This is a genomic window from Cloacibacterium sp. DMC96 (genome assembly GCF_056313765.1).
Genome location: NZ_JBQUZQ010000001.1, coordinates 1,514,020 through 1,535,877, shown reverse-complemented (window position 1 = coordinate 1,535,877; position 21,858 = coordinate 1,514,020). Strand labels below are relative to the sequence as shown.

The window sequence follows — 21,858 nt, the reverse complement described above, 5'->3', positions numbered from 1 at the left end:
TTTTATTTTGATAACTCATCTATTGTTTTCTGAATTTCTGGATCTTCTGGAGAAATCGCATAATATTTTGCAATTCCAGATTTTTGATTGACAATTAAGTATCTCGGAATCCAGTTGAGGTCTATGTAATTATTAAAATCATTTTTCCATCCTACATGAAACCAATAATTTTCTTTTTGAGTCATTTCATGTTTTTCTAATCCTTTCTTCCAAGCTTCTTCGTTTCGGTCTAGAGAAAGGAAAATAAACTTCACATTCGGATTTTTATCTTCTAATTCCTTAGCTTTTGGCATTGCTTTTAGACAATCTCTGCACCAACTTGCCCATAAATCGAGTACCACAATTTTTCCTTTATTTTGGTCTAAAATTTTAGAAATGCTGATGGTTTTACCATTAATATCGGTTACTTTTTGAGCCAAAGCTTCTTTAGAAAATTTGGTTTTCAAAACTTTTGGAACTTGTTGCGAGACTCCCCAACCAAAAATAAGAAGCGCAAACAATAGGATAAACTTTTTCATATTTTTTAAAAACAGAATTTTAATTATAACTTTTCATACAAAACTATGCCAAATTCTGAATCTATGGAAACTTTTCCGTTAGTAACTTTTCCGGTTTTTCCGCTATAAGCGTCTCTTAACCTTGTTCCGTTCTCGAAAATTCCTGCAACAGAAATTTCTTTTACGCCAGGATTTAAATCTAAACCTACTAAAACTTTATCGTCTTTGTAAGTTCTGGTAAACCAATACGGAGAATTAGAAACCATCTGATGTTTTCCAGCGCCTACTGCTGCGTGATTTCTACGGAACTGACCTAGTTTTTGCCAGTGCGTTAATACTTTTTGGGTTTCAGGATTGTTTTTCACCTCGTCCCAATTCATATTGCTTCTTAGGTTGGCATCGCCAATTGCACCTTCCACGATTAATTTTCTAGCGGTTTCGTCGCCGTAATAAACTTGCGAAATTCCTGGAGCGAGTAGAAGTTTTGTTCCCGCTTCGTAATTTCTTTTTCTTTCTTTGTCAAAAGGTCCGCCATCATCGTGAGAAGAAATGTAGTTCATTACGGTATTTCCAGAAAGGTCTGCGTGCAAAATTTGATCATAATTGCTGAAGATTTCTTCATAAGATTTATTGGCATCTCCTTTAAAATCGAAATTAATTAAAGAATTCAATCCGTTTTGGTAATAATTGACTTTTTTATCTCCAAAATCATACAATCTTTTCTGAGAAATTCCGTAACCATAAAGTTCTCCAATGGTGAAGAATGGTGAGTTGTCTAGGATTTTTTTAGGATTATTGAGTTTGTATTCGGCAAAAGCTAAGTCGCAAACTTTTTTGAAATCTTTCCAAACGTCTTCATTGGTGTGTTTCAGAGTGTCTATTCTGTAACCATCGATTCCATATTTTACGATATAATCAGAAAGCCATTTCATAATGTAATATTTAGGCGCTCTCGGAAATCCAGTTTTCACGAAAAATACATTAAGTTCAGACATTTCTTTTTCGTAACGGCCTTCTTTTCGCCATTTTTGTTCTAACATTGGCGGAAGTCCTACATTTTCATCACTTTCTGTAAGTACATCTGGTAAATTTTTAACCAAAGTACAAGCGGTGGTCATTTCATAAGAATTGTAAGTACATTGTGGTTCTGTTCTTACCCATTTGTTAGGATATTCTGGGTCTGCATAAGTAACAGGACCAGTGTGATTAATCACGGCGTCTAATACGATTCTTATTCCGTTTTGGTGCGCTTTTTCTACCAATTCTTTTAAATCTTCTTCAGTTCCAAAGTTTGGGTCAAGAGCGGTCCAATCTTTAGTCCAATATCCATGAAAAGCATAAGTAAGACCTGTTCCTTCGTCTGTAGCTCCGTGAATTTGTTCTACAATTGGAGTAAGCCAAATCGCGTTAATTCCTAATTTATTGAAATAACCTTCGTCTATTTTTTGAATAACACCTCTTATATCACCACCTTCGAAACCTCTTAAAACGGCTGCTTTTTCGGTTCTATTGAAATTAACATCGTTGTCAGGATTTCCATTGTTGAACCTGTCAGTTACTGCGAAATATACATTGGCTCCTTTCCAATCAAACGATGATGGAGTTGTGGTATTTTGTGATGCGCAACTTGCTAAAAAAGCGAATGCGGAAGCTAAAACTATTTTTTTCATAAAGAATCTTATTATTTGTAATGAAAGCAATTTTAGGGCTAAATTTCTTTAACTCAAAAAATGGCGGCATAAATTTAAGGAATATTCACGGAAAGCGGCTATCAAAAGGAATGAAATTTTTCAGGTTGTAAATTCGTGAAAACTTAATTTGGCGATACGGTTTTTTACAATTACCTTTGTAAAAATCTAATAAAAAATTCTAAAAATTTATGTCAACTTACGTTGTTGTTGGTCTTCAATTTGGAGATGAAGGTAAAGGAAAAATTACCGATGTTCTTTCAGCTAAATCAGATTATGTAGTTCGTTTTCAAGGCGGTGACAATGCTGGTCACACTGTTTATGTAGGCGAAGATAAGTTTGTGCTACACTTGCTTCCTTCTGGAGTTTTACAGTGCAAGGGGAAATGTATTATTGCGAATGGAGTAGTGGTAAATCCTAAAGCTTTTTTACGAGAAATAGGACAATTAGAAGCCAAAGGTTATAAAACTGACCATGTCTTCATTAGTAGAAGAGCGCATGTAATTATGCCTTATCATATCATGCTGGATACTTACAGAGAAGAGGAATTGGGTGGAACGCAAATTGGAACTACCAAGAAAGGAATCGGACCTTGTTATGAAGACAAAATTGCAAGAGTAGGAATCAGAATGATTGACCTCTTGAATCCAGAAGTCTTGAAAGAAAAAATTGAAAAGAATCTTAAAATTAAAAACAATCTTTTCGAAAAATATTTTGGAAAACCAGCCATGAGTTTTGACGAAATTTACAATGAATTTTTAGAAATTGGAAAGCAACTTCAAGACAGAATTGTAGATACAGAATTAGAATTAAACGAAGCGATTCGTGATAATAAAAATATCCTTTTCGAAGGAGCGCAAGCATTGATGCTTGATATAGACTTCGGTACTTATCCTTACGTAACTTCTTCTTCGCCTTCTACAGGTGGAGTTTGTACAGGAGCAGGAGTTCCGCCAACTTCTTTACAGAATTTAATTGGGGTTTCCAAAGCGTATACTACTAGAGTTGGTCATGGTCCTTTTCCTACGGAATTAGACAATGATTTAGGAGAACACATCAGAAAAGTTGGTCATGAATACGGAGCAACTACAGGAAGGCCAAGAAGAACTGGTTGGTTAGACTTAGTAGCGCTTAAACACGCTTGTATGATTAATGGTATCAATAATTTGGTGATTACTAAACTAGATGTTCTTACAGGAATTGATACGTTGAAAATCGCTACTCACTATAAAACAGAAGACGGAAAAATTATTGATTATTTCACTTCTTCTACTACAAAATTATACGATTACGAAGCAATTTATACCGATTTGCCAGGTTGGACAGAAGATATTACCACGGCTAGAACTTTTGATGAATTGCCAGAAAACGCTAAGAAATACATTGGTTTTATCGAGGAATATCTAGGAATTAATGTATACTTGGTTTCAGTAGGTCCAGAAAGAAGTCAAAATATTATAAGAAAAGAATTATTCTAATCGTAATTTATATAAAATATTGAAAATCACGCTTTTGGCGTGATTTTTTATTTTGAAATTGTGTTATTTTCATTGGAAACAAATAAAATATTGAATTTTAAATAATTTTTTGGCAAGGTAATTGAATTACTCTAATTACTTTTTGCAAAAAGATAAAAAATTAATAATCGTGTTTGAAATTTGTTTAACCTAAAAAATCACACAATGAGCAAGAATTTCTTTACTTATGACCCGCATCAAGCGCTGAACGAAGTTGTTTTCGAGAAGAGAAACAAAGAATATGGAGCGTATGCTCTACGAAACGAAGCTAATGTCGTTCTAAAAAAGGCTTTATTTATAGGAGTTGGATTATTTGGTCTTTTAGCAATGACGCCATTACTTATTAATACACTTAAGCCTAAAGCCGCAAAAACAACTATTTATGTTCCTGTCAATCTAAAAAATGTAGATAGACCAGACGATAGAATAGAAAAACCAGAACCTAGAGTTATTCCTCCGAAAGCTCCTGTTCAGGTAAAAACGCAGAGTTTAACTCCGCCTACTCCAACTAGAGACGCTGTAAAAGAGGAAACCATTAATCAAAAAGTAGATGATGCCGTAATTTCTACGACTACAACTCCGGGAGTTGCCGTTACCAATCCTAATCAACATGTAACTGCTGGAACAGAAAACGGAAAAGAAATTGTAAAAGAAACTACTAAACCTAATCCAAATGACATCATAAGAGATGTAGATGTAGAAGCAGATTTCATCGGTGGAGTAAATGCTTTTAGAACAAAAGTTTTACAAAATTTTGATTCTAGTGTTGTTGAAAATGAAACAGATGAAGTGGTTAAAGCAGTGGTGACTTTCGTGGTAGAAAGAGACGGAACCATTTCTAATATTAAAGTTTCTGGAGAAAATACAGATTTTAATAAAGAAGCAGAAAAAACAATAAAAGGAATTAAAGGAAAATGGAATCCTGCGAAATTTCAAGGCGAAAACGTTCGTTCTTATTTTAGATTTCCTATTTCTATGCAGTTCGAATAATCATTTAGAATATTTAATTTCTACATTGTCTTATCGATAGCAATTCATTTAATTATCCACATTTTCTAAAAATTGTGGATAATTTTTTTGTGCTTTAACCCATTAATTCACAATAGTTTAATATTTTTGACAGTTATTAACATTCAACCGAATGACTATTTATTGTATTTTTGGAAACTAATTCATTTTTATGGGAAAAATTATTGGAGTTGCCAATCAGAAAGGAGGCGTAGGTAAAACCACTACTGCAGTGAATTTAGCAGCTGCGCTTGGCGTTTTAGAGAAAAAAGTTTTATTAATTGATGCAGATCCACAGGCTAATGCTACCTCTGGTTTAGGAATAGAAGAAGTAAATTTTTCTACCTATAATTTATTGGAGCACAGTGCAGATGTGAAAGATTGTATCCAGAAAACTTCATCTCCAAATCTAGACCTTGTACCTTCTCATATTGATTTGGTAGCAGCGGAAATTGAGTTAGTAGACCGTGATAAGAGAGAATATATGCTCAAAAAAGCATTAGAAGAGGTGAAATCTGAGTATGACTACATCATCATCGATTGTGCTCCAAGTTTAGGTCTTATTACGGTAAATGCACTTACTGCTGCAGATTCTGTAATCATCCCAATTCAGTGTGAATATTTCGCCTTGGAAGGTTTAGGTAAATTATTGAACACCGTGAAAAATGTTCAGAAAATTCACAATTATGATTTAGACATCGAAGGTTTATTACTTACCATGTACGATTCTAGATTAAGACTTTCTAACCAAGTGGTAGAAGAAGTGAATACGCATTTCCCAGAAATGGTTTTCGAAACGGTAATTTCTAGAAATGTAAGACTTTCTGAAGCGCCAAGTTTCGGAGAAAGCATCTTGATGTACGATGCCGAAAGCAAAGGTGCAATTCAATACATTCAATTGGCAGAAGAAGTACTTCTGAAAAACGAAAAATTACAAAAAGCATAACATTTTTAGAATTGAGAAGAAATTTTGTTTGTTCTCATGACTAATGACTTATCATACAATATGAAAGACAAAAAAAGAGCAATGGGACGTGGTTTGGGTGCTATTTTAAGTGCCGAAAGCAAAAGTAACATTAATTCTGCAACAGATACAGGAGCCGAAAAATTAGTAGGAAACATGGTAGAAGTAGCATTAGAAGATATTTATCCTAATGCAACTCAGCCTAGAACTTATTTTGATGAAACTGCCCTTAATGAATTGGCTCAATCGATAAAAAATCTTGGAGTAATTCAGCCTATCACTTTAAGAAAAGATGGTGATAAATTTGAAATTATCTCTGGGGAAAGACGTTACAGAGCTTCTAAAATTGCGGGTCTTACTTCTATTCCTGCTTACATAAGATTGGTAAATGACCAAGAATTGCTAGAAATGGCTTTGGTAGAAAATATCCAGCGTGAAGATTTAGATGCCATAGAAGTAGCACTTACTTATCAAAGATTATTAGAAGAAATAGGTCTTACTCAAGAAAATTTAAGTTCTAGAGTAGGAAAAGAAAGAAGTACGATTACGAATTCTATTCGTTTGTTGAGGTTAAGTCCTGAAATTCAAAATGCAATCAGAAGCGGCGAGATTTCTGCAGGCCATGGTAGAGCAATCATCAGTGTAGAAGATTCCGAACTTCAACAAGAACTTTTCAAAAGAATCATCAAAGAAGGATTAAACGTAAGACAAGCCGAAAAAGCAGCTTCGGAACTTAAAAATCCTAAAAAATCTATCCAAAAAACTGAAAAAGAACTTCCTAATCATTTAAGAAAAGTAGAAAAATCATTAGCTGATGTTTTAGAAGTTGGGGTAGAAATAAAATCTTCAGGCAAAGGAAAAAAAGGGAAAATCATCCTTGATTTCAATAACGAAGATGAACTGAACAAAATCCTTTCACACTTTAATTAATGAGAGCAGTTTACTCCATCATATTATTGTTGTTCTTTGGGTTGTTTTTTTCTCAAGAAATTAAACCTTTCGACACCATCAAAACCGAAAAACAGGTAGTTGAGGAAATAGAAAAAGCCAACGTGAGCACCATTCAAAAATACAATCCTACAAAAGCAGGGTTGTATTCTGCTGTTTTTCCGGGGCTTGGTCAATATTACAACAAGAAATATTGGAAAATCCCAATTGTTTGGGGAGCTGTAGGAACTGGAGTAGGGATTATTGTGTATAATGATAAGCAATATCGCCGTTATAGAACTGCGTTTTTAGCAGAGTTAAATGGTCAACCTCACGAGTTTGATGATTTACCTTATGTAGACGCTACGGTTCTAGGAAATACACAAGACAGAGCCAAAAGACAAAGAGATTACGCCATCGCCATTACCGGAGTTTTATACATTTTAAATATTGTAGATGCGGTAGTAGATGCACACTTATACGACCAAAAGAAAGACCCAGATTTAGCCATTAAACCTACCATTATTTACGATGATTTAGGCGTAGCAAATGGTAAAGCTGGATTGTCTTTGAGTTTTAGATTTTAAAAATTAAAAAAATGAAAATAGCATTAGTAGGTTACGGGAAAATGGGCAAAATCATTGATGAAATTGCCACAAAAAGAGGACATGAAGTTGTAGCAAGATTAAATGAAACGCCTACCAAAGAAAATCTGAACAATCCAGATGTAGTGATAGAATTTTCGCAGCCAGAAGTAGCTTTTAGCAATATAAAGACCTGTTTAGAAAATAAAATTCCAGTAGTTTGTGGAACTACAGGTTGGCTAGAACAAAAACCAGCCATCGAAAAAATAGCTTTAGAAAATGGAACAGGATTCTTATATGGTTCTAATTTTAGTTTAGGAGTGAATCTTTTCTTTGCTTTAAATGAAAATTTAGCGAAACTGATGCAGAAATTCAGTGATGATTATACTTGTCAGCTCGAAGAAATTCACCACGTTCACAAAAAAGATGCACCAAGTGGAACTGCAATTTCTATTGCAGAAGGAATTTTCAAGCATTCTGACTATAATTCTTGGAAATTAGATGAAACTGAAGGGAAATCTCTAGGAATTGAGGCAATTAGAGAAGGAGAAGTTCCAGGAACACACAGCGTTTATTATCGTTCGGAAGTAGATGAAATCGAAATAAAACATACTGCTTTCAATAGAAATGGTTTTGCATTAGGTGCAGTAATTGCTGCAGAATGGTTGCCGGGAAAAGTAGGGAATTTTGGAATGAAAGAAGTTTTAGGACTTTAATCTGAGTTTAAACCTTGAGCCATAATGTAACAAATCACGAATTACATTACTAATTACACATCACATATTAATTATAGAAAATGGATTACATCTTACAATATTCTATTTTTATACTGATTTTATCAGTTTTACTAGGACTTTCGTCTTTTAAATTATATCAAAAAATGGGTTACAAAGGCTGGGAAGCTTTTGTTCCTTTTTATAATTACTACATCATTCAGAAAGAAGTAGGGGAGCCAAAATGGTGGATTATCTTGGCTTATTTGCCAATTGTAGGACCTATTATGATGACTGTTTTCCATTTGTTTTTGATGAAGAAATTTGGAAGAACTTCAGCGTTAGAACAAATTCTTACAGCGTTGCTTCCTTTTATTTATTTGGCGTATTCGTCTTATTTTCAGTTGAATAAAGTAGATAGATTTGCAGTTGATGATCCGAAAGCTAAAAAGGAATCTTTCTTAGGTTCGATTACTTTTGCAGTGGTTTTTGCTACGATTATTCACGCTTTTGTTACCCAACCATTTGCTATTCCTACAGGTTCTATGGAAAGAACTTTATTGGTAGGAGATTTCTTATTCGTAAACAAATGGAGTTATGGTTACAGAATGCCAATGAGACCAGTTGCTTTGCCATTTTTGCAGGGAACCATTATGGATACCCAGAAAGATGGAAATCCTAAAAACGACCCAAAATCTTATGTAGATGCTATTAAATTACCATATTTTAGAATTGGTGAATTCAAAAAACCAAAGAAAAATGATATTGTAGTTTTCAATTATCCTGGAGATTCCGTGCACACTGCGATAGATAGAAAAGATCCTTATGTAAAACGTTGTGTAGCGGTAGGTGGTGATGTGGTAGAAATGAGAGCTGGGAATTTATACATCAATGGCAAACCAGAAGTTCAAATGGCAGATGCTGAAGTTCAGCGTTCATATACTATTTATACACGTTCAGAAATAGACATCGATTATTTATGGAAAAATCTTGCCTATTTACCGATTACAGATGAAGGTGAAACCAAAGACGGATTGCATTATTATCAGTTTCAAGGGCTAACTAAAGATTTGTTGGCTCAAATTAAAGCCATTCCAGAATTTGTAAAAGCTGAAGAAGTTTTAGGCGAAAAAGGAAAAGGAGCAATTTCTTACTATCCAGTTTTAGACGAAAACGGTCAATATGTAAACGATGGAACAGGTCACGCTTTGATGTCTAAAAAAGTAGATATTTCTCAATCGATTTTCCCAATTAATAAACCTTGGAACCAAGATTGGTACGGACCGCTCACTATTCCTAAAAAAGGAGATGTGATTACAATTAATCAAGAAAATTTACCAGAATATAAAAAACTGATCACAGAATTTGAAGGGAATATTTTAGAATTCAAAGGGGGTAAATTCTATATCAATGGTGCTCAAACCGATAAATATACCGTAAAACAAGACTATTATTTTATGATGGGAGATAACAGAGACGCTTCTCTGGATGCTCGTTTCTTCGGTTTTGTTCCAGAGACGCATATTGTAGGAAGCCCGATGTTTACTTGGCTTAGTTTACAAGGAACTTTTGACGAAGGTCCTAAAAAAGTAAGATGGGAACGTATGTTTAAAGCAACAAACACTGGCGAAAAAGAAAAAACGTCTTATTGGTGGGTTGCAGCTGCAATTTTAATCTTATTCTTCGGTTGGGAATTTTTTGTAAAACTTTTCAAAGGGAAAAATAAAGAAGAAGAGTAGAATTTTATAGAAATTTGAAATATTGACATACCCTTTTTGCGTTCAAAACGCAGAAAGGGTTTTTTGATATAATCACATTTATTTTTTTAACTTTGGACACTCAATTTTAGAATGAAAATGAAAACGGTATTACCTATATTTTATTTGCCACCAGTTTCTTGGTTTGCAGAATTTTTAAAAGACGAAAACGAAATTCTTCTAGAGCAACATGAGAATTTCCCGAAACAAACCTACAGAAGCAGATGCAATATTTACGGTGCAAATGGTAAATTGGCGCTCATTTTGCCAATTCATCATAACGGAAAACGTGCGATGAAAGATTTAGAGCTTTCTTATGCCGAAGATTGGCAAAAACTCCACTGGAAATCTATTAAAATCGCTTACCAAAGTTCGCCATATTTCGAGTATTATGAAGATAAGTTGAAGCAGATTTTCTCGGTACAGCCTACTTCTCTTATTGAATTTAATCTCAATGCTTTGAAAATCATTCTTCAAATTTTAAAAATTGAAAAAGAATATTCTCTCACAACGGAATTCGAAAAAACACCAGATGCAGTAGATTTAAGAGAGCGTTTTTCTGCCAAAAAAGAGTCAGAGTATAGTTTGCCAGAATATTACCAAACGTTTAGTGATAAATTAGGATTTATCAAAGATTTATCAATACTAGACGTGGTTTGTAACATTGGCCCAGAATCTGCTACGTATATTAAAAAAGTAACTCAATCCATACAAAATATATCATAATGAAAAGAATAATCATTGCAGCTGCATTTTTAGCAGGATTTAACTTTGGTTTTTCGCAAGAAGCCAAAACTGATGATAAAGATTTGATGACTTGGTATCACAAAGATTTTTCTACAACAAATGTTTACGGAGTCAATACAAAAAACGCATATAAATTTTTTGAATCAAAAGGTCTAAAACCTAAAACGGTAGTGGTAGGGGTAATAGACAGTGGGATAGAAGTAGACCATCCTGGTTTAATAAAAAATATGTGGAAAAACGTAAACGAAGTTCCTAATAATGGTAAAGATGATGATGGGAACGGTTATATAGATGATGTTTACGGCTGGAACTTTATCGGAGGTAAAGATGGAGATGTAGATGTTGACAATTTAGAAATAACGAGAGTTGTAAAACAATACAAACCTGTTTTTGAAGGGGCGAGTTCAGAAGTGAATAAAGCCAATCAAGCAAAAATGCCTACAGAATTTGAGATGTATCTTCGTGCAAAGGATATGTACAATAAAAAAAGTGTAGAAGCTAAACAGCAGTTTCAGTTTTATTCAGAATTTGCAAAAGTGATTCCTAGTGTAGCGGCTACTTTAAAAGGGAAAACGCTGACTAAAGAAAATTTAGATGCTATAAAACCAACTACACAAGAAGAAGCGAGAAATCTTTCGATTTTAAGTCAAGTAGTAAATGATCCTACTATGGTTGGGAAATCTCAAGCAGAAGTAGAAGAATTTTTAAATAAAGAAATTAAAGGAGCTTTAGAATATTTCGAACCTCAAGCTACCAAACAATATAACTTAGATTTTGATCCTAGAGCAATTGTAGGAGATAATTATCAAGACAAAAAAGAGAAATTCTACGGAAATAACCATTACGAAGGTCCAGATGCACAACACGGAACTCACGTTGCGGGAATTATCGCAGGTTATCCTCAAGGAAATGAAGTGCAATACGGAGTTGCTTATAAAGTGGCAAAAATTATGACGGTAAGAGCGGTTCCAAACGGTGATGAGCGTGATAAAGACGTGGCTAACTCTATTCGTTATGCGGTAGACAATGGTGCTAAAGTCATTAATATGAGCTTCGGGAAAGCGGTTTCTCCTGAAAAAGAATTGGTGTGGGAAGCCTTTCAATATGCTAAAGATAAAGGCGTACTATTGGTAAAAGCGGCTGGAAATGAGAATGAAGATATTCAAGAAAACCCTTATTTCCCAACAAACTTTAAATCTACTAAAGACGAAAAACCTTTCATCAATAATATGATTGTAGTAGGTGCAAGTACCAATAATAATGAATTTTTAAGAGCAGGATTCTCTAATTTTAATCAAAAAATGGTGAATGTTTTTGCGCCTGGTGACAAAATTTATTCTACCGTTCCAGATGGTAAATATGAATATTTACAAGGAACTTCTATGGCTTCGCCTGTTGTAGCGGGAGCTTCTGCAGTTTTATTGGCTTATATGCCTAATTTGAAACCAGAACAAGTAATAGAATCTCTAGTAAAATCGGTGAATAAGTCTGAGGTTAATGCAATGTTGCCTACCAATACCAACAATAGATTTGATTTGATTTCAGAATCTGGAGGTGTGATAGATTTATACAAAGCGGCACAATACGCTTACACACATTTCTACAAAGCGGCTCCTGCAAAGCCAGTGAAAAAAGCTGTAGTGAAAAAGAAAAAAGTAGTTAGAAAAAAATAATTCATCATACTAATTAATTGAAAGGCTGTATAATACAGCCTTTTTTATTTGTTGAATTTTAAGAAAAGTTTATAAGATTATCATATTGGCACAATTTTTACAATTAACTTCATAACTTTACATTCATAAATAACAACCAAATTTAAGTAAAAGATGAAAAAAGTACTATTGACTCTAGCTTTCGGCTCATTATTTGCCGTTTCTTGCTCTTCTGTGAAAAAAGCAGAAAGTGCTCAAACTTCTAGAGCAGAATTTTTAAAAATGAAAGGTGATTGGGAAATTACCAGTGTAAATTATGATAAAGGATATCAAATAAAGCCTTTTGACGAAGGAGCAGATGCTCAGTGTTTTGTAGGAAGTCATTGGAGACTTATCCCGAATAATTATTCTGGAGCGTATACCATAAAAGGTGGTGGAAACTGTCCTACAGTAACTCAACCTATTAAATTTGAAGTAACCAGAGATAATGAATTTAAATTCAAGAAATTAGTAGCAGATACTAAAGCTAAAAATGTAACGGCTGGTTATATTTTACAAATCGAAAAACAAGACACAGACAACTTTACCTTAGTTCAAAGCGTTCCTTTTGAAGGAAATGTAATTAAAGTATACTACAATTTTGTAAGAACAGGAATGGAACAAAAATAACTTTTTAAAATTAAAAAAAATTATGAAACTTATCAATAAATCAAGCGTAGCAGCATTATTTTTATCATCAGCAATGGTGTTAACCAGCTGCGAAGCAATTCAGAATGCTAATAATACTCAAAAAGGTGCCGTAATTGGTACTGCAGCAGGTGCTGTTTTAGGCGCTGTAATCGGGAATAATGTTGGAAAAGGCGGTAACGCTCCTCAAGGTGCCGTTTTAGGCGGTGTAGTTGGTGGAGTAGTTGGTGGAGTAATCGGTAATAAAATGGATAAACAAGCCAAAGAAATAAAAGAAGCTTTACCAGGAGCAGAAGTGGTGAGAGTAAATGAAGGAATTAAAGTAACATTATCAGAAAATACGGTAAACTTTGACTTTGATTCATCTAATCTTACTTCAGTTGCTAAAACCAACCTCAATAAACTAGCAGAAGTTCTTAAAAACAATCCTGATACCAATATCAATATTTACGGACATACTGATTCTAGAGGAACAGATGAATACAATCAGAGCTTATCTGAAAGAAGAGCAAATGCAGTAGTGAATTATTTAGTTTCTCTTGGTGTTGCAAAATCTAGATTGTTTGCAATGGGAGTTGGTGAAAAAGAGCCAATAGCAGACAACAGTACAGATGCTGGTAGAGCTAAAAACCGTAGAGTCGAATTTGCCATTACTGCTAATGAAGAAATGATTAAAGATGCTCAACAAGAAGCCAAATAACATACATAAATCATAATCCACTTAAATCGCCTTGTTTACAAGGCGATTTTTTATTTTTTTATTCTTAAATTTGTATAGTATAATAACTTTTGATGAAAAAATTTTTAAAACTTTTACGTGTAGAACAATGGGTGAAAAACCTTTTTGTTTTTACACCACTTTTCTTTTCGGGGAATGTTACACATGTGGATTTAACGCTAAAAAGTATTTTCGCTTTTTTAGTTTTTTCATTTACAGCTAGTTCTATTTATATATTAAACGATTATACAGACATAGAATCAGACAAAAAACATCCTGAGAAATGTAATAGACCTTTAGCAAGTGGTGCCATTTCTAAAACCGCTGCTAAAATTATTTTTGTACTTCTAATTTTATCTGTTGTTTTATTGGTTTTCTTTGGTGGAGATTATTTTCATAAAAATTTCACCAAATTTTCTATCATCATTGCCTCTTATTTCTTCATGAATATTGCTTATACTTTTAAGCTAAAACATGTTGCCATAATAGATGTTTGCATTATTGCGTTAGGATTTGTGCTCAGAGTTTTAGCGGGAGGTTATGCTACAGGAATTGTTGTTTCACAATGGGCTATTTTATTAACCTTTGTTTTGGCATTGGTTTTAGCGATTGGTAAAAGAAGAGGAGAGTTAATAAACGCCGAAATTTCTGGGAAAACCAGAAAAGCTCTCGATGGCTATAACGTACAATTTGCAGATATTGCCCTTTCTATTTCGGTAACATTGGCTATTGTTTGTTACTTAATGTTTACCTTAACTCCAGAAGTTCAAGAAAGATTCGGGGTAAGGGTTTTTTATACCGTTTTGTTTGTTGTTTTTGCTTTTTTAAGGTATTTACAACAAACTTTGGTGTATAATAAAACCGAATCTCCTACTAAAATTGTCTACAAAGACAGATATATACAAATAACCATTCTCATTTGGTTAATAGCATTTTTGTTATTAATATATTTAAAAAAATGAAACCAAATTTCGTAAAAAATGTTTCTACTTGGGGTAATCATCCCATAGTAAACAAACTGTTCAAAGCCGAAGAAGACTACAGTAAAATCAGAGAATTTGTAAAACAAAATAACGAAGTTATTGCGTATGGAAATGGCAGATGCTATGGAGATGCAGCCTTGGCTGAAGCCATGCTTTCTACAAAGAAATTAAATAAATTCATCAGTTTTGACCGTTTAAATGGCATTTTAGAGTGCGAATCTGGAGTTTTGCTTTCTGAAATTTTAGAAATTACAGTACCTCAAGGTTACTTTTTGGCCATTACACCAGGAACTAAGTTTATTACGCTTGGCGGAGCAATTGCATCAAATATTCATGGTAAAAATCATCACGCAGAAGGAGCATTTTCTGAATGTGTAATTGAGTTTAAAATGATGGTAGAAGATGGAGAAATCATTACCTGTTCTAGGGAAGAAAATGCAGAGAAATTTTGGGCTACTTTTGGAGCAATGGGACTTACCGGAATTATTCTTTCTGCAAAAATTAAACTCAAAAATATAGAATCGGCTTATATTCGTCAAGAATCAATAAAAGCTGAAAATCTAGACGAAATTTTCCAACTTTTCGAAGAATCAGAAGACTGGACTTATACCGTAGCTTGGATAGATTGCTTGCAAAAAGGTAAAAACATCGGAAGAAGTATTCTAATGAGAGGTGAGTTTGCGCTTAGAGCAGAGTTGCCCCAAAAATGGCAAGAAAATCCATTGAGATTAAAGAAAAAATTCAGTCCTACCATTCCGTTTTATTTTCCAAGTTTTGTATTGAATAGTTTTTCTGTAAGAGCTTTTAACTTTTTATATTTCAATAAACAAAGACAGAAAGTAGTTAAAAATTTCATAGACTACGAAACTTTTTTCTATCCTCTTGATGCGATTAATGACTGGAATAAAATCTATGGAAAAGGTGGTTTTATTCAATATCAAATGGTGATTCCAAAGGAAAAAGGAAAAGAAGGCATGAAAAAAATCCTAGAAACCATTGGTAGAAGTGGTCAAGGCTCGTTTTTAGCAGTTCTTAAACTTTTTGGCAAAGGAAATCCAGAAGCGTATAATTCTTTCCCTTTTGAAGGTTATACCCTCGCTTTAGATTTTAAAATCAATAGAGAATTAAGACAATTGGTAGATAATTTAGATAAAATTGTAGAAGAATTTGGCGGTAGAATTTACTTGACCAAAGACAGCATGAGTAAACCTTCACTCACCAATTATCTGAAAAATGTAGACAATTCTAAATTTGTTTCGCTGCAAAGCAAAAGAATAAAAAGAGGTTCTTAATAAAAAACTAAATCATTCATAACTAATTCATTACATATGATTATTCTTGGTTCCACATCAGAAGTTGCACAAGCATTTGTAGAAAAAGCATTAACTGCTGGTGAAAAATTTCCTAAAATTTATCTGGTTACTTCTAGCCGAGAAACCACAGAACGTTTTGCGCAACATATCGATGTGAAATTTCTACAGCCATCAGAAATCATAGAATTGGATTTGACTCAAGAAGTCAATTATTCTGTTTTTGAAAATGTAGACTCAGATTTGCTTTTCTGTGCCACTGGTTATTTAGGTTTGGGAACCGAAGATGGTTTGTATGATGATAAAAACACTGAGAAAATCATTGACATTAATTATGCAAAATTGGTTCCTGTAATCAATTATTTTGCTAAAAAAATGGAAAGCAAAAGAAGTGGAAACATCATCGCGCTTTCCTCTGTAGCTGGAGATAGAGGAAGACAAAGCAATTTTATCTACGGAAGCGCAAAAGCAGCTTTTAACGCTTATTTAAGTGGATTGAGAAATTATCTTTTTTCTAAAAAAGTTCATGTGATGACGGTAAAACCAGGTTTTATGGAAACCAAAATGACCGAAGGTTTACCACTCAATCCAAAACTTACTGCAACACCAAAACAAGCGGCAGAATGCATTTATAAAGCTTATAAAAAGCAAAAAAATATCGTTTATGTTTTGCCAATTTGGAGATTAATCATGCTCATCATCATTCATATTCCTGAGTTTATTTTTAAGAAATTGAAACTGTAATTGAAACAAAAAATATTGTATAAATCAAATCCAATTTCTATTATGAATGTATTTTTCGTAATAGGAATTATTTTTTGTGGTTTAATGATAAAAATTGCTTTAAATTCATTTATTTCTCAAAATAATGGAGTTTTTAAAATTTCCAACACAGTAGAATTTTATTCTTTTTTAGCAATAATTATTGGTTTTTTGGTTATTATTTTGGGTGCATTATTTTATTTACTCAAAATTCAAATTTTAACATTAACTAATGAACATTTAGTTTTATCATATCTTTTTTTTCCATATAAAATAAAAATAAAGTTTGATGATATAAAACAAATTAGACAAATTTCAAAAGAGGTTAAAACTTCTGGAACTCTTTTTTCAGAAGGAACTCATATTACAAATTCGTTTAAAACGTATATAGATTTAGAAAACGGAAAGTCTATTAAAACTTATGCCTTGAATAAATATGAATATCAAGAGGTTTTAAAATTAATAAGAAAACTAAAAACAGGCGAAGGTAAACTAGAAGATTGTAAATTACCAAGAATTCTATATTTTATTGAAAATATTTCTGCATTTTTGTTTTTAATATTAGCTTTAGTTTTGATTACAGGATTATCAAACGCTCTGTTCTTTAACAACTAAATTTATTAAATTCGCCAGTGAATACTTGATGCTTCATAAGAATTTAATGTATTCTTAATGGTTTAATAACAATTTAATGAAAAAACTATATCTATTTGATTTTGATGGAACACTTACATACAAAGACACCATGTTTTTGTACTTGCATTTTTATAATGAAAAAAAATATTTCTGGAATTTTCTGAAACACATTCCGCTTTTTGTTTTGGTGAAATTACATTTGGCGAATGCAGAAAAAGTGAAAAAAAGTTTCATCAGTTCTATTCTAAAAGGCGAAAGAGAAGAAAAAATCAATAGAGTTTCTCAAGAGTTTCTCGATAAATTTTATCCGAAAATCATCAGAGATAATGCCTTGGAATTTATACAAAACATTGATAAAGAAAACACAGAAAGTTACTTAATAACCGCTTCTCTTGATATTTGGGTGAAACCTTTTGCCGAAAAAATGGGAATGAAATTTTTGGCAACAGAAGCCCGTTTCGAAAACGGAATTTTCACTGGGCATTTCAAAACCCGAAATAATAATGGCAAAGAAAAAGTAAACCGAATTAAAAAAGAAATAGAAGGCAAAAAGTACGATAAAATCATCGCTTTTGGGGATACTTCTGGAGATTTACCTATGCTTTCTCTCGCGCACGAATCTCATTACAGATTTTTTCATTAATTTCGTCGCGTTAAATTCTAAAATTGAGAAATTAAGATTTTCTATCTTAATGCTCACAAATATTTCCTAAAAATGACACAGATATATTTAGATAATGCGGCTACTACACCACTTTTAGAGGAAGTGATTGATGCGATGGTGGTGGTCATGAAAAACAATTTCGGGAATCCTTCTTCTACACATACCCTTGGTCAAGAAGCCAAAACGATTCTAGAAGAAACCCGTAGAAAAATAGCTAATGCACTGCATGTTTCCCCAGCAGAAATTATCTACACCTCTTGCGGAACTGAAACCAATAATTTAATTCTGAAATCTGCGGTAGAAGATTTAAAAATCGAAAGAATCATTACCACAGAATTAGAACATAAATGTGTAGCAGAATCTGTAGAAAATCTCAAAAATTCTAAAAATGTAGAAGTGATTTACCTTAATGTCAATGAAAAAGGAGATGTAGATATAGAGCAATTACAGCAGCTTTTGAAGTCTTCAGATAAAAAGACTTTGGTAAGTTTAATGCACGCCAATAATGAAATTGGCAATCTTTTAGACCTTGACAAAGTTGCAAATATTTGTAAAGAGAATGGAGCGTATTTTCATTCGGATACGGTGCAAACGATGGCACATTTACCTTTGGATTTTTCTAAAACTTTGGTAGATTTTGCGAGTTGTAGTGCGCACAAATTCCATGGACCAAAAGGTGCAGGTTTTGCTTTCATCAGAAAATCTACGCACTTAAAAGCTCAAATTCATGGAGGAACTCAAGAGAGAAATGTAAGAGCTGGAACAGAAAACGTGGTAGGGATTGCGGGACTAGGGAAAGCATTTGAAATTGCAACGGATAATTTAGAAAAATTCTCTTCTCATATTCAAGAAATCAAGGATTACGCCATCCAAAGACTTTCAGAAAAAATTCCCGGAATTCTTTTTAATGGAAGAAGTGCAGAAAGGGATAAGAGTCTTTATACGGTTTTAAGTGTTTCTTTGCCTTCACAAAATCCGTTGATTGGGTTACAATTGGACATGAAAGGAATTGCAGTTTCACAAGGAAGTGCATGTAGTTCAGGAGCAGCAAAACCATCATCTGTACTTTCTAAAATTTTAAGTGAAGAAACTCAGCAAAACACCACTCCGCTTAGAATATCTTTTTCTCATAAAACCACAAAAGAAGAAATAGATGCTTTAGTTAATGCATTGGTGGAAATCTTGCGATTATAGAAAAAGATAATGGTTCGCATAGACAATACTTTTAAAAATTTGGCAAGAATATTGTAAATTTGTAACCTGAAATCAATAAATAATTAGAAACAAATATTAAAGAATTATGGCAGTAGAATTAACAGACAGCAACTTTCAAGAATTGGTATTAAATTCAGATAAACCAGTATTAGTAGATTTTTGGGCAGCTTGGTGTGGACCATGTAGAATGCTTGGGCCAATCATTGAAGAACTTCATGATGATTTCCAAGGAAAAGCGATTGTAGGAAAAGTAGATGTAGATAATAATCAACAAGTATCTATGGATTACGGAATCAGAAATATCCCTACTGTTTTGATTTTTAAGAACGGAGAAGTAGTAGATAAATTCGTAGGAGTAGCTCCTAAAGCGGCTATTGCAGAGAAATTAAATGCATACTTGTAAAAATAATATAGTTGAAAATGAATGCTTTCCGTTTTGGAGAGCATTTTTTTTATAAAAATATTTGCAGTATTCAAGAAAAGTTGTAATTTTGCCATCACGAAAAAAGAGCAATGTTCTTTAATTAAAAGATCCGGTAGTTCAGTTGGTTAGAATGCCGCCCTGTCACGGCGGAGGTCGCGGGTTCGAGTCCCGTCCGGATCGCAAGCAGAAATGGAAAATCTAATGAAACCCTTTAAATGAAAATTTAAAGGGTTTTTGTTTTTTTAAGACTTATATTTTTTTTAATCTAAGTGATTACAATACTAAAATCAGACTAGAAAAATTTAATTTTGATCATGACCACTAAACTATTTTTATCTATAGCTTCTTTATTTACATCAATTTCAATTTTAAAAGCTCAAGAAACGGCTACTGTAGAGGTGAAAAATCCTCCTGTAATTATAGAAACTGTTTTTGGAGACAAAGCTTTAGGATTTCAAACTAATTTTCAGAAAAAATTGACAACTGCTCCTAAATTTGGAATATTTGCAGTAAGTGATATCATTGGAACTTGGGATAAAGACGATACTGACGGTTTTATGGTTCAAGGGAACATCACCTATGAATTGATGAAAAATTTCAACGTAATGGGCGGTTTTCACATGGCTACAGGTGTAGATATCAGACCAGCAGTAGGAGTGATTTATTCTAAAGGCTCTCCAGATTATGTAATTGTATTTAATCCGCGTTACTATATAGATGATAATGGAGAAATGGAGGCTTTTTTAATGGGAGAGTATAAACCAAAACTTTCAGAAAATTGGAGATTTTATTCTAAAATTCAGGCGATGTATGCTGCAATTACCAATGAAGGTAATCCTCACACGAGAAGCTATCTTAGATTAAGAGCTGGCGTTAATTACAACGAGATTTCTTTTGGTTTAGCCAGTAATTTTGAATATTTTGGACCACAAAAGTTTAACCAAAATAATTTTGGACTTTTCGTATCAACTGCATTATTCTAAAAAAGTTTTCTCAGTTTATCTTTTAAGAAGAAATAAGTTGATAATTTTATAAAAATTTTAAAATGAAACTGGTTCACATCAAAGAAATTGTAGTAAGTGACGAGCATTTAGACCAAAATAATCATGTGAATAATGTTCAGTATGTACATTGGGTAGAAGAAATGGCAAAAGAACATTGGGATATTTTAAAAAATAGTACGCCTTATTCAGATGATTTTTGGGTGCTTTCTGACCATCATATCCAGTATAAGAAGCAGGTTTTTAAAGGTGAAGTGCTTACACTGAAAACATATCCTGAAAAACCAGAAGGAATAAGACAGCCTAGAAAAGTAGAGTTTTACAGAGGTGAAGAATTGGTGGTAGATTCTAGAACGCTTTGGATTCTGATGGATAGTCAGAATTTAAAAATTAAAAGAGTTCAAGATGATTGGTTAGAAAAAATATAGAAATTTCTAAACGCTCATTTCTTATCTATACTCACTTCCTTGAATGATGTTTCTTTTCTCCAACTCCGCATCAATGTAATTTTGAATTTGAGACTTTTTTAAGCCCCATTTTGGTGCGATGAGCATATCAACATCAGATAAAGCAAAAAGTCGCTGTATAACGATGTCTGGCCTTAATTTTGGCAGGATTTCACAAAGAATGTCAGTGTATTCTTCCAAAGTGAAGAGCGGGAAAGGTTCTCTTTTGTATTTCACGCCCATAATAGAACCTTTTACGATGTGTAAGTGATGAAACTTCACAAAATTAATTTTCTCAAACTTGTTGATTTCATCTCCATATTTTACAATCATTTCTCGAGTTTCGCCAGGTAATCCCAAAATGGTGTGAACGCAAACATCTAACGAAGAATTTTCTAAAAGTTTCATAGCAGAAATGAAATCTTCATGAGTACAACCACGATTAAGATTTTGCAAAGTTTCATTGTAAATAGATTCTATTCCCAGTTCTATATCTACTTCTAACCCTTTGTTTTTGTAACTTTCTAGAAGTGTTATAATCTCTGCATCTAAACAATCGGGGCGTGTTCCTACGGATAGACCTACAATGTTTTCTGAATTTATTTTCAATGCTTCATCGTACATTAATTTGAGTTCATCAACTGGCGCATAAGTATTAGAATTAGGCTGGAAATAAATGATAAATTTTTCTGCTTTATAATTTTGAGTAGCGTTTTCCATGCCATGTAAAACCTGTTCACGAATAGAATCTAGATTTCTAGAAGCAGGAGTAAAAGAATCTGTATTACAATAGGTACAACCGCCATAACCTTTGGAGCCATCTCTATTCGGACAAGTAAAACCACCGTCTACAATGACTTTGTACACGCGCTTTCCGTGATATTTTTCTCTGAGGTAGGCACTGTAATAATTATAGTTTTTTTCTCCGTAAGCAAGCGTTTTGATAGACATTTTAAAA

Annotated in this window: 23 protein-coding genes and 1 tRNA gene; 21 read left to right on the top strand and 3 right to left on the bottom strand. The window is 33.2% G+C overall.

Annotated features, from left to right (window positions below; genetic code table 11):
• Positions 1-2: 2 nt before the first annotated feature.
• Both ACT53I_RS06825 and ACT53I_RS06820 read right to left on the bottom strand, forming a co-directional pair.
• Entirely contained in the window at positions 3-518 is a 516-nt protein-coding gene (locus ACT53I_RS06825; RefSeq protein WP_104793447.1) for a TlpA family protein disulfide reductase, read from the bottom strand.
• A 23-nt stretch (positions 519-541) separates the two neighbouring features.
• The gene (locus ACT53I_RS06820; protein WP_476079007.1) at positions 542-2,167 is read right to left on the bottom strand and encodes an alpha-amylase family glycosyl hydrolase; all 1,626 of its coding nucleotides are present in this window, start codon (positions 2,165-2,167) and stop codon (positions 542-544) included.
• Between the two features lie 209 nt (positions 2,168-2,376).
• On the opposite strand from ACT53I_RS06820, the gene ACT53I_RS06815 reads away from it, so the two are divergent.
• The 21 genes from ACT53I_RS06815 to ACT53I_RS06715 all read left to right on the top strand — a co-directional run bounded on the left by ACT53I_RS06815 (position 2,377) and on the right by ACT53I_RS06715 (position 20,882).
• Positions 2,377-3,663, top strand: a complete 1,287-nt coding sequence (locus ACT53I_RS06815; protein WP_069797639.1) for an adenylosuccinate synthase — start codon at positions 2,377-2,379, stop codon at positions 3,661-3,663.
• Positions 3,664-3,867: 204 nt separating this feature from the next.
• Positions 3,868-4,692, top strand: coding sequence for an energy transducer TonB (locus ACT53I_RS06810; RefSeq protein ID WP_476079006.1), 825 nt, complete (start codon positions 3,868-3,870; stop codon positions 4,690-4,692).
• A gap of 190 nt (positions 4,693-4,882) precedes the next feature.
• Positions 4,883-5,656 (top strand): ParA family protein, encoded by a 774-nt coding sequence (locus ACT53I_RS06805; RefSeq protein WP_104793450.1) that lies wholly within the window; start codon positions 4,883-4,885, stop codon positions 5,654-5,656.
• Between the two features lie 60 nt (positions 5,657-5,716).
• On the top strand, positions 5,717-6,604 hold the full coding sequence (locus ACT53I_RS06800; RefSeq protein WP_476079005.1) for a ParB/RepB/Spo0J family partition protein: 888 nt from the start codon (positions 5,717-5,719) through the stop codon (positions 6,602-6,604).
• Positions 6,604-7,188 carry a DUF5683 domain-containing protein gene (locus tag ACT53I_RS06795; RefSeq protein WP_069797647.1) on the top strand — a complete coding sequence of 195 codons (585 nt, stop codon included), beginning with the start codon at positions 6,604-6,606 and terminating at the stop codon, positions 7,186-7,188. The genes ACT53I_RS06800 and ACT53I_RS06795 overlap by 1 nt, the downstream gene beginning before the upstream one ends.
• An 11-nt stretch (positions 7,189-7,199) precedes the next feature.
• The gene (dapB, locus tag ACT53I_RS06790) at positions 7,200-7,901 is read left to right on the top strand and encodes a 4-hydroxy-tetrahydrodipicolinate reductase (RefSeq protein ID WP_476079004.1); all 702 of its coding nucleotides are present in this window, start codon (positions 7,200-7,202) and stop codon (positions 7,899-7,901) included.
• An 80-nt stretch (positions 7,902-7,981) separates the two neighbouring features.
• Positions 7,982-9,637, top strand: coding sequence for a signal peptidase I (gene lepB, locus ACT53I_RS06785; protein WP_476079003.1), 1,656 nt, complete (start codon positions 7,982-7,984; stop codon positions 9,635-9,637).
• A 111-nt stretch (positions 9,638-9,748) separates the two neighbouring features.
• A complete protein-coding gene (locus tag ACT53I_RS06780) occupies positions 9,749-10,381 on the top strand; it encodes a WbqC family protein (protein WP_476079002.1) in 633 nt (210 codons plus the stop codon).
• Positions 10,381-12,075 (top strand): S8 family serine peptidase, encoded by a 1,695-nt coding sequence (locus tag ACT53I_RS06775; protein ID WP_476079001.1) that lies wholly within the window; start codon positions 10,381-10,383, stop codon positions 12,073-12,075. The genes ACT53I_RS06780 and ACT53I_RS06775 overlap by 1 nt, the downstream gene beginning before the upstream one ends.
• Before the next feature lie 153 nt (positions 12,076-12,228).
• Positions 12,229-12,723: a hypothetical protein gene (locus tag ACT53I_RS06770; RefSeq protein WP_461376483.1), complete on the top strand. Its 495-nt coding sequence runs from the start codon at positions 12,229-12,231 to the stop codon at positions 12,721-12,723.
• 22 nt (positions 12,724-12,745) lie between these two features.
• Positions 12,746-13,441, top strand: a complete 696-nt coding sequence (locus ACT53I_RS06765; RefSeq protein ID WP_476079000.1) for a YiaD family glycine zipper/OmpA-like lipoprotein — start codon at positions 12,746-12,748, stop codon at positions 13,439-13,441.
• A gap of 92 nt (positions 13,442-13,533) precedes the next feature.
• Positions 13,534-14,421, top strand: coding sequence for a decaprenyl-phosphate phosphoribosyltransferase (locus ACT53I_RS06760; RefSeq protein WP_476078999.1), 888 nt, complete (start codon positions 13,534-13,536; stop codon positions 14,419-14,421).
• Positions 14,418-15,734, top strand: coding sequence for an FAD-binding oxidoreductase (locus tag ACT53I_RS06755; RefSeq protein ID WP_476078998.1), 1,317 nt, complete (start codon positions 14,418-14,420; stop codon positions 15,732-15,734). The genes ACT53I_RS06760 and ACT53I_RS06755 overlap by 4 nt, the downstream gene beginning before the upstream one ends.
• Positions 15,735-15,770: 36 nt before the next feature.
• Positions 15,771-16,496, top strand: coding sequence for an SDR family NAD(P)-dependent oxidoreductase (locus tag ACT53I_RS06750; protein WP_476078997.1), 726 nt, complete (start codon positions 15,771-15,773; stop codon positions 16,494-16,496).
• Positions 16,497-17,129: a hypothetical protein gene (locus ACT53I_RS06745; protein ID WP_476078996.1), complete on the top strand. Its 633-nt coding sequence runs from the start codon at positions 16,497-16,499 to the stop codon at positions 17,127-17,129. It abuts the gene before it with no gap.
• A gap of 76 nt (positions 17,130-17,205) precedes the next feature.
• Positions 17,206-17,793: an HAD family hydrolase gene (locus ACT53I_RS06740; RefSeq protein WP_476078995.1), complete on the top strand. Its 588-nt coding sequence runs from the start codon at positions 17,206-17,208 to the stop codon at positions 17,791-17,793.
• A 72-nt stretch (positions 17,794-17,865) separates the two neighbouring features.
• Entirely contained in the window at positions 17,866-19,008 is a 1,143-nt protein-coding gene (locus tag ACT53I_RS06735; RefSeq protein ID WP_476078994.1) for a cysteine desulfurase family protein, read from the top strand.
• 106 nt (positions 19,009-19,114) lie between these two features.
• On the top strand, positions 19,115-19,432 hold the full coding sequence (gene trxA, locus ACT53I_RS06730) for a thioredoxin (protein ID WP_069797670.1): 318 nt from the start codon (positions 19,115-19,117) through the stop codon (positions 19,430-19,432).
• A 127-nt stretch (positions 19,433-19,559) separates the two neighbouring features.
• Positions 19,560-19,633 (top strand) — tRNA-Asp (locus ACT53I_RS06725).
• A gap of 134 nt (positions 19,634-19,767) precedes the next feature.
• On the top strand, positions 19,768-20,436 hold the full coding sequence (locus ACT53I_RS06720) for a hypothetical protein (RefSeq protein ID WP_476078993.1): 669 nt from the start codon (positions 19,768-19,770) through the stop codon (positions 20,434-20,436).
• Between the two features lie 62 nt (positions 20,437-20,498).
• On the top strand, positions 20,499-20,882 hold the full coding sequence (locus ACT53I_RS06715) for an acyl-CoA thioesterase (protein WP_476078992.1): 384 nt from the start codon (positions 20,499-20,501) through the stop codon (positions 20,880-20,882).
• Positions 20,883-20,903: 21 nt separating this feature from the next.
• Here the strand turns inward: ACT53I_RS06715 and mnmL are convergent, their stop codons facing one another.
• Entirely contained in the window at positions 20,904-21,851 is a 948-nt protein-coding gene (gene mnmL / locus ACT53I_RS06710; protein ID WP_476078991.1) for a tRNA modification radical SAM protein MnmL/YtqA, read from the bottom strand.
• Positions 21,852-21,858: the final 7 nt, after the last annotated feature.